The 7,294-nt window shown below is 71.8% G+C and carries 5 protein-coding genes; 2 read left to right on the top strand and 3 right to left on the bottom strand.

Translation table 11 applies throughout. The annotated features are described in order from the left end of the window. Positions 1–165 precede the first annotated feature (165 nt). Positions 166–624, bottom strand: coding sequence for a carboxymuconolactone decarboxylase family protein (locus CA984_RS41480; protein WP_086578813.1), 459 nt, complete (start codon positions 622–624; stop codon positions 166–168). 47 nt (positions 625–671) lie between these two features. Between CA984_RS41480 and pdxR the strand changes: the two genes are divergently transcribed. Both pdxR and CA984_RS41470 read left to right on the top strand, forming a co-directional pair. Next, positions 672–2,075, top strand: a complete 1,404-nt coding sequence (gene pdxR / locus CA984_RS41475; protein WP_086578812.1) for a MocR-like pyridoxine biosynthesis transcription factor PdxR — start codon at positions 672–674, stop codon at positions 2,073–2,075. A gap of 266 nt (positions 2,076–2,341) precedes the next feature. After that, a complete protein-coding gene (locus CA984_RS41470; RefSeq protein ID WP_086578811.1) occupies positions 2,342–3,424 on the top strand; it encodes a lipocalin family protein in 1,083 nt (360 codons plus the stop codon). A gap of 91 nt (positions 3,425–3,515) precedes the next feature. Here the strand turns inward: CA984_RS41470 and CA984_RS41465 are convergent, their stop codons facing one another. Both CA984_RS41465 and CA984_RS41460 read right to left on the bottom strand, forming a co-directional pair. After that, a complete protein-coding gene (locus CA984_RS41465; RefSeq protein WP_086578810.1) occupies positions 3,516–3,929 on the bottom strand; it encodes a MarR family winged helix-turn-helix transcriptional regulator in 414 nt (137 codons plus the stop codon). 235 nt (positions 3,930–4,164) lie between these two features. Continuing rightward, on the bottom strand, positions 4,165–7,131 hold the full coding sequence (locus CA984_RS41460; RefSeq protein WP_242676467.1) for a glycine--tRNA ligase: 2,967 nt from the start codon (positions 7,129–7,131) through the stop codon (positions 4,165–4,167). Between the last annotated feature and the right edge of the window lie 163 nt (positions 7,132–7,294).

The following is a 7,294-nucleotide window of genomic DNA, read 5'->3' as shown; positions in this document are numbered from 1 at the left end:
TCACGAAGGGGGGTGAGGCGCGCTTCGCGGAGTCCGGGGCCGGGGTCCGCGCCGAGCCGGGGCGGCGGCCTGCTCGACCGGTTGTTTCAGGGCCGGGGTCCGCGCCGAGCCGGGGCGGCGGCCTGCTCGACCGGCTGTTTCAGGGCCGGCCGCCGCCCGGTGCGGTCACGCCAGGGGCCAGGGGCGGGCGATGGCGCCCAGCCGGTTCCACGCGTTGATCACCGTGATCGTCCAGATGAGCTCGGCCAGCTCGGTCTCGGTGAACTCGGCCGCGGCCCGCCCGTACACCTCGTCGGAGACGGGCCCGTCGGTGAGCCGGGTGCCCGCCTCGGTCAGTTCCAGCGCCGCGCGTTCCCGGTCGGTGAAGAACGGCGTCTCCCGCCACACCGGGAGGGCGAACAGCCGCTGCTCGCTCTCGCCGCCCTTCCGGGCGTCCCGGGTGTGCATGTCGACGCAGTAGGCGCAGCCGTTGAGCTGCGAGGCGCGGGCCCTGACCAGCTCCAGCAGGGAGGCCTCCAGCCCGGTCTGCCTGGAGGCCGTGTCCAGCGCGTTCATCGCCCGGTTGACGTGCGGGGCGAGCTCGTCCACCGCCAGGCGGACGGGGGAAGGGTCGGTCGTGGTCATGTCAGTGAGCCTAGAGAAGCACTGGACCTGCAATAAGATCCAATATCGTGTCAGAATTTTGGACCACTTTCGGCGTCGACCTGTATCTGGAACTCGACCCCGCGACCGGCCGCCGGTCCGGTCTGGAGCACGCCCTGCGCGACGCCGTCCGTGCCGGACGGCTCGCGCCCGGGGCCCGGATGCCCTCGACCCGCAAGCTGGCCGCCGAGCTCGGCCTGTCCCGCGGCACGGTGAGCGCCGCCTACGACCAACTGATCGCCGAGGGCTACCTGACCGCCCGCCGGGGGTCCGGCACCACGGTCGCCGACCTCACCCGCCGTCCGGCACCCGCGCCGCCGCCACGGCAGGATGCCGTCGCGCCCCGCTACGACCTGCGGCCGGGCAGCCCCGACGTGGGCACCTTCCCCGCGGAGGCATGGGTGCGCTCCACCCGCCGCGCGCTCGCCGCGACGTCGGCCGAGGCCTACGACTACGGCGATCCGCGCGGGCGGATCGAGCTCCGCGTCGCGCTGGCCGAATACCTGGGACGGACCCGCGGCGTGCTCGCGACCCCCGGGCAGATCGTGATCACCTCCGGCTACGTCCAGGGCCTGGCCCTGCTGGCCCGGGTGCTCGGCGACGCCGGGACGGCCGCGATCGCCATGGAGGACCCGGGGCTGGGTTTTCACCGGGAGGTGGTCCGGCGGGCCGGGCCGGCCGTCGTCGCGCTCCCGGTGGACGGCCGCGGGGCCCGTCCCGACCTGCTGAGCGACCACGAGAGGGTGGGCGCGGTCGTGGTGACCCCGGCCCACCAGTATCCGACCGGGGTCACCCTGCACCCGGCCCGCCGCCGCGCCCTCACCGAGTGGGCGCGCGCCCACGACGGCCTGATCGTCGAGGACGACTACGACGGCGAGTTCCGCTACGACCGCCAGCCCGTCGGCGCCCTCCAGGGCATGGCGCCCGACCACGTCGCCTACCTGGGCAGTGCGTCCAAGACCCTCGGGCCCGCTCTGCGACTGGGCTGGATGGCGCTGCCGCACCGCCTCGTCGAGCCGGTGGTGGACGCCAAGCTGCACCTCGACCATCACACCGAGGCGGTCGGGCAGCTGGCGCTCGCGGACCTGATCACCACGCATGTCTACGACCGGCACATCCGCGCCTGCCGCCTGCACTACCGGCGCCGCCGGGACCTTCTGCTGGCCCGTCTGGGCTCCATCCCCGGTCTGGCCGTCCACGGCATCGCGGCGGGGCTCCACGCGATGGTCACCCTGCCCGCCGACGGGCCCGGCGAGCAGGAGACGCTCGCTCACGCCTCGGCGCGGGGCGTGGCGCTGGGGAGCCTGGGCGGCCACTGGCACCGTCCCGGAGACCACCCGCAGGCGATCATCGTCGGGTACGGCACGCCGCGCGAGCATGTGTATCCGGCCGCGCTCGACACACTCGCCCGGGTTCTCGGGGGAGTTTTGTGAGGGATTGTCCTCGCGTGAGTTCTTCCGAGGGTGGGGCCCGTGGCGGAGGTCGACGCTCGGCTCGATGCTGCACCGGCGCCTGGTGCGCGGTCCTCGGAGCGCTTGACATTGTTTGGATTGCCAACCATTATGAAGTTGTTGGTATTACAAACTAACAGCCCGGCCAGGGGCGACTCCGCGGCGATGATGATCATCCGCCGCTCTGCCGGCCGGCGCCGGTGGGCGAGCGACGGCCTCGTCCGCCCCTGATGCAAGGAGGAATCCTCATGCCCGCAATCCGGACCAAGGGCCGATCGGCAGCCCTGGTCACCGCGGCAGCGGCTCTGGCGTTCTGTACGTTCGCCGGCTCTCCGGCTCAGGCGGCCGCCCCGTCCGCGGCACCGGCCGCCCGCTCCGCCACATCAGGGATCCCGGCCGTGGTCGATCCCGCGGCCGACCTGGGACGGCACGCGCCCGGGCCCAAGCCGACCTGGTTCGACTCGATCTACTTCATCGGCTCGTTGAAGGCGAACGGTCAGGAGTTCGGTCTTCAGGTCCACACGCGCATCCTCCCGAGCAGGGCCGAGGCCGCGTACCGCTGGACGTTCTCGGTGATCAACAAGACCACCGGGTGGTACAAGGACTACGACACGATGGTCAAGCCGGAGGACTATCGGTGGAGCGAGGGCAAGCTCGACATCAAGGCACCGGGGCTGAGCTGGACGGGTGACACCGTCCGCCAGTCGGTGCAGGTCGAGACGCCTTGGGGATCTCTCGATGTCCAGATGGCGCCCACCGGCCCCGCCATGAACTACGCGTCGACCGGCGTCTTCAACCTGGCCGACGGCGTGCCGAACTACGAGTTCGCACTCCCGGATATGCAGACGTCCGGAACGCTCGTCGTCGACGGCAAGAAGCACAAGGTCAGCGGCACCTCCTGGCTGGACAGGCAATGGGGCGAGATGCCGACGTCGCTGACCAGGTGGACGTGGATGAACCTCAGCATGCCCAATGGCGACAAGGTCGCCATCTGGGACACGATCGGCGCCGAATCCAAGGACAGCTGGGCGACGGTCCTCCATCCGGACGGCTCCTACGAGGTGGTCGACGTCGAGCCGCTCGCGCAGGGCGCCTCCCGGCAGTGGACCAGTCCGGCCACCGGTCAGACCTATCCCACTCGCTGGCGCATCCGCATCCCCGCCCTGCGCTCCGAGCTCGACGTGCGGGTCACCGGAAACCCGGACCAGGAGATCGAGACTCCCGACGGGAGCGGCTACCTGGAGGCCGCGGCGACTTTCACCGGTAAGTACGACGGCAAGAAGGTCCGTGGCGAGAACTACGTCGAGATGACCGGCGAGTGGAACTCCTGATCACCGGCGAAGCCGTCCTCGCCTGACGCGATCCGACATCACCCCGGGATCGAACACCGATCCCGGGGTGAACCGTCGGGAGAGGACGGCCTCAGCCGGGGGAGTGCATGACGGCGTGCAGCAGCTGGACGAGCTGGTCGCGGTCCTGCGGGTCGAGCCGGTTTATCGCAGGTGTCAGTGCGTGTCGGACCTCGCCGTACATCTGCTCCGCCAGCTCCAGGCCGGCGGGGGTGAGGAACACGTCGACGACGCGGCGGTCCTGGGGGTTTTTACCCCTGGCCACCAGCCCCCGGCGTTCGGCACGGTCGATGAGGCCGGACAGGGTTGATTTGTCCAGGCCGAGGAACGCGGCGAGCTCGGTCATGCGCGGGCGGCGGTCGCGGAGGATGCCGAGGACCCGCAGCTGGGTGAGTGAGAGGTCGCGCTCGGCTCCGATGCGGGTGAGCACGCCCACCACCTGGAAGGTGTTGCGGACGAGGGCATCCACGAGGGCGTCGGAAGTCATGGGCCCACGTTACCCGCCATGCTTTGCATTACGAACTACCGGGGGAAGGCCGGCTCGCTCAGCGCGTCCCGCGTTCCTCCAGGGCTGTGCTCAGGCCGCGCGGGGCGACACCGGCCGCGACCGCCGCGCAGCACAGTCCCGGGATCGCCCACGGCCATCGCTGATGAGTCATTCGAACATGGTGGGAGACGCCGGACCGGCGGGCAACGGGACGGAGGTCCCGACCCGGGACCTCTCAGGAAAGCTCCTTCCAGTCCAGGTAGCCGTCGGCCAGGTCGTGGACGGCGGCGAGGAGACCGAGCCGGTTGGCTCTGACGGCCGGGTCGTCCGCCATGACCAGCACCTCGTCGAAGAACACGGTGACCGGATGGACGACGACGGCCGCCTCGGCGGCGAAGCGCCGCAGGTCGCCCTCCCCGCGCAGGCCCGCGTGGGCCTTCTCCAGGGCGGTCGCCAGTGCCTCTTCCGCCGGGCTGTCGAACAGCGCCGGGTCGTAACCGGGCGTGGCGCCGGCCGGGATGATGCGGCGGATGCGCTGGACCGCGGCTTCGAGCTCCTGGAAGTCCGGGGTCCCCGACAGGGCGGCGAGGTGGTCGAGGGTCCGCTCGGCGCGGACGGGGCTGTCGACGAGGCCGGCGACGGCCCGGATGTTCGCGGCGGGGTGGCCCTGTTCGAGCATGAGCTGCTCGAACCGGCGCCTGACGAAGTCCAGCACCTGGCCGGGCAGGCGGGCGTCCGTGGGGACAGGCTGGTGGCTCGCGGCGATCGCGAGCGCTTCCCGCAGCGTGAGGCCCTCCAGACCGGGATGGGCCCGCAGGATGTTGATCACTCCGAGGGCCGCCCGCCGGAGCCCGAACGGATCGGAGCTCCCGGTCGGTTCGGAGCCGATCGCGAACAGCCCCGCCAGCAGGTCGAACCGGTCGGCGAGCGCGAGCAGCGCCCCGGGACGGCTCCGCGGCAGCGCGTCGCCCGCCTGGCGCGGAAGCTCCATCTCGTACAGGGCTTCGGCGACGGCGTCCGGCTCGCCGGCCTGGCGCGCGTACTCGCGGGCCATCACCCCGGCGAGGCTGGACAGCTCGATGACGAGCTCGGACCCCAGATCGAACTTGGCGAGCCGGCCGGCCCGGCGCAGCGTCTCGGCGTCGTCCCCGTCGAGCCGTACCCGCGCGGCCAGGTCCGAGGCGATCGCGTCGACGCGTTCGGCGCGTTCGGCGACCGAGCCCAGCCGGGTCTCGAAGGTGAGCCGCGCCAGACGCCCCTTCATCTCGGCGAGCGGGGTCGCGAGGTCGTTGCGCCAGAAGAACCCGGCGTCCTCGTAGCGGGCGCGCAGGACCGCTCCGTTCCCGGCCCGCACCGCGTCGTGGTCGCACTCGCCGTTGGCGATGGTCACGAACCGGTTCAGCAGCCGGCCGTCGCCGTCCAGGACCGGGAAGTAGCGCTGGTGCTTCTTCATGACGGTCGTCAGGATCGCCGCCGGAAGCTCCAGATACTTCTCGTCGAACGTCCCCAGGATCGCGACGGGCGCCTCGACCAGGTTCGTGACCTCGTCCACGAGCGCGCTCTCGGCCTCGAAGTCGACCCTTCCGCCCGCGCTCTCGGCCAGCCGGGCCGCCTGCGCGACGATGTCGTCGCGCCGTACGGCGGCGTCGGGTTCGATCGCGTGGCGGCGCAGCGTCTCCACGTAGCCGGTCGCGGTGCCGAGGGTGATGACGGGTTCGGCGGCGGTGCGGTGCACGCGGCTGGACCGGCCGGAGGCCAGGTCGGCGACCGTGAACGGCACGACCTCCGCGCCCAGCAGCGCGGTGATCCAGCGGATCGGGCGGCTGTAGGACAGGCCCGGTGAGCGCCAGCGCATGTTCTTCTCGGCGCGCAGTCCGGTGACGATCTCCGGCAGGATCGTGGCGAGCACCTCTCCGGCGGGACGGCCGGGGACGTGCTTGACGTATCCCACGTACTCGCCGCCGCCGGCGCTCAGGGGCGCCAGCTCGGCGACGTCGATGCCCTGGCCGCGCGCGAAGCCCTGCGCCGCCCTGGTCGGAGCGCCGTCGGCGTCGTAGGCCGCCGACAGGCGCGGACCGCGGACGGTCTGCTCGTCGTCGTCCTCGCGAGGCGCGATGTCCTCGACGAGCGCCACGATGCGCCGCGGCGAGGACATCACGGTGACGGACCCGTGCCGCAGCCGCGTGGCGGCCAGCTTCTCGGTGAGCGCCTGCCGTACGGCGTCGGCGGCCCGGGTCGTCTCGGCGGGCGGCAGCTCCTCGACGCCGATCTCGAAGGCGAGCGTCTGGTCCGTGCCGGCCCGCGGGCCCTCCGCGGTCGCCGCCGCGGCGGGCGGGACGTCCACGCCGCCGAGCGGGTAGCCCAGCTCGGCGCGGCGCTCCACCCAGAGCTTGGCGACGCTGTGAGCGAGCCTGCGCATCCGGGCGAACGCCTGGGCCCGCTCGGTCGTGGAGATCGCCCCGCGTGAGTCCAGGACGTTGAACGCCTGGGAGCACTTCAGCACGTACGTGTGGGCGGGGACGGGCAGGCGCGCCTCGACCAGCCGGTCGGCCTCCGCCGCGTACGCCTCGAAGAGGCCGCGCTGCGCGGTGACGTCGGCGTCGTCGAGGTAGTAGCGGCTCATCTCGTACTCGGCCTGGCCGAACGCCTCGCCGTAGGAGATGCCGGGCGCGTAGGCGATGTCCTTGAAGTGGTCCACGCCCTGGAGCGCCATGATGATGCGCTCCATCCCGTAGGTGATCTCCACCGACACCGGGTCCAGCGTCATGCCGCCGGCCTGCTGGAAGTAGGTGAACTGGGTGATCTCCAGGCCGTCCAGCCACACCTCCCAGCCGAGCCCCCACGCCCCGAGCGCCGGGGACGCCCAGTTGTCCTCCACGAAGCGGACGTCGTGCCGGTCGATGTCGATGCCCAGAGCCCTGAGGCTGCCGAGGTAGAGCTCCTGCGGGTCGCCCGGCTCGGGCTTGAGGATCACCTGGAACTGGGTGTGCGTCTGCAGCCGGTTCGGGTTGTCGCCGTAACGGGAGTCGTCGGGCCGGACGCTCGGCTCGACGTAGGCCACCCGCCACGGCTCGGGCCCCAGCACGCGCAGCGCGGTCGCCGGGTTCAGGGTGCCCGCCCCGACCTCGGTGTTCATGGGCTGCACCACCATGCATCCCTGCTCGGTCCAGTACCGCGTCAGCGCGAGGAGAGCGTCTTGCATGGTGAGCATGGCCGGAACCCCAGGAAGTGATCGTCGAATGGGTGTGAGAGCTGGTCTCGGAGGAGAAACGCCGGACAGATGGCGAGTCGGCGGTCTCCGAAGTCTATCCACCTGCTCGGAAGTCGTCGCGGAAGTCTCCGGAGTCGCCCGCGGGGTCCGGCGC

Origin of the sequence: Streptosporangium minutum (assembly GCF_002149035.1) — a bacterium.
Classification (GTDB): Bacteria; Actinomycetota; Actinomycetes; order Streptosporangiales; family Streptosporangiaceae; genus Streptosporangium; species Streptosporangium minutum.
This window is presented reverse-complemented; position numbering and strand designations above follow the sequence as displayed.

Bases quoted from the DNA above. Each gene is read 5' to 3' on its own strand.
- CA984_RS41480 (WP_086578813.1), bottom strand. From the start codon at position 624: ATGACCACGACCGACCCTTCCCCCGTCCGCCTGGCGGTGGACGAGCTC.
- CA984_RS41470 (WP_086578811.1), top strand. From the start codon at position 2,342: ATGCCCGCAATCCGGACCAAGGGCCGATCGGCAGCCCTGGTCACCGCG.
- CA984_RS41465 (WP_086578810.1), bottom strand. From the start codon at position 3,929: ATGACTTCCGACGCCCTCGTGGATGCCCTCGTCCGCAACACCTTCCAG.
- CA984_RS41460 (WP_242676467.1), bottom strand. From the start codon at position 7,131: ATGCAAGACGCTCTCCTCGCGCTGACGCGGTACTGGACCGAGCAGGGA.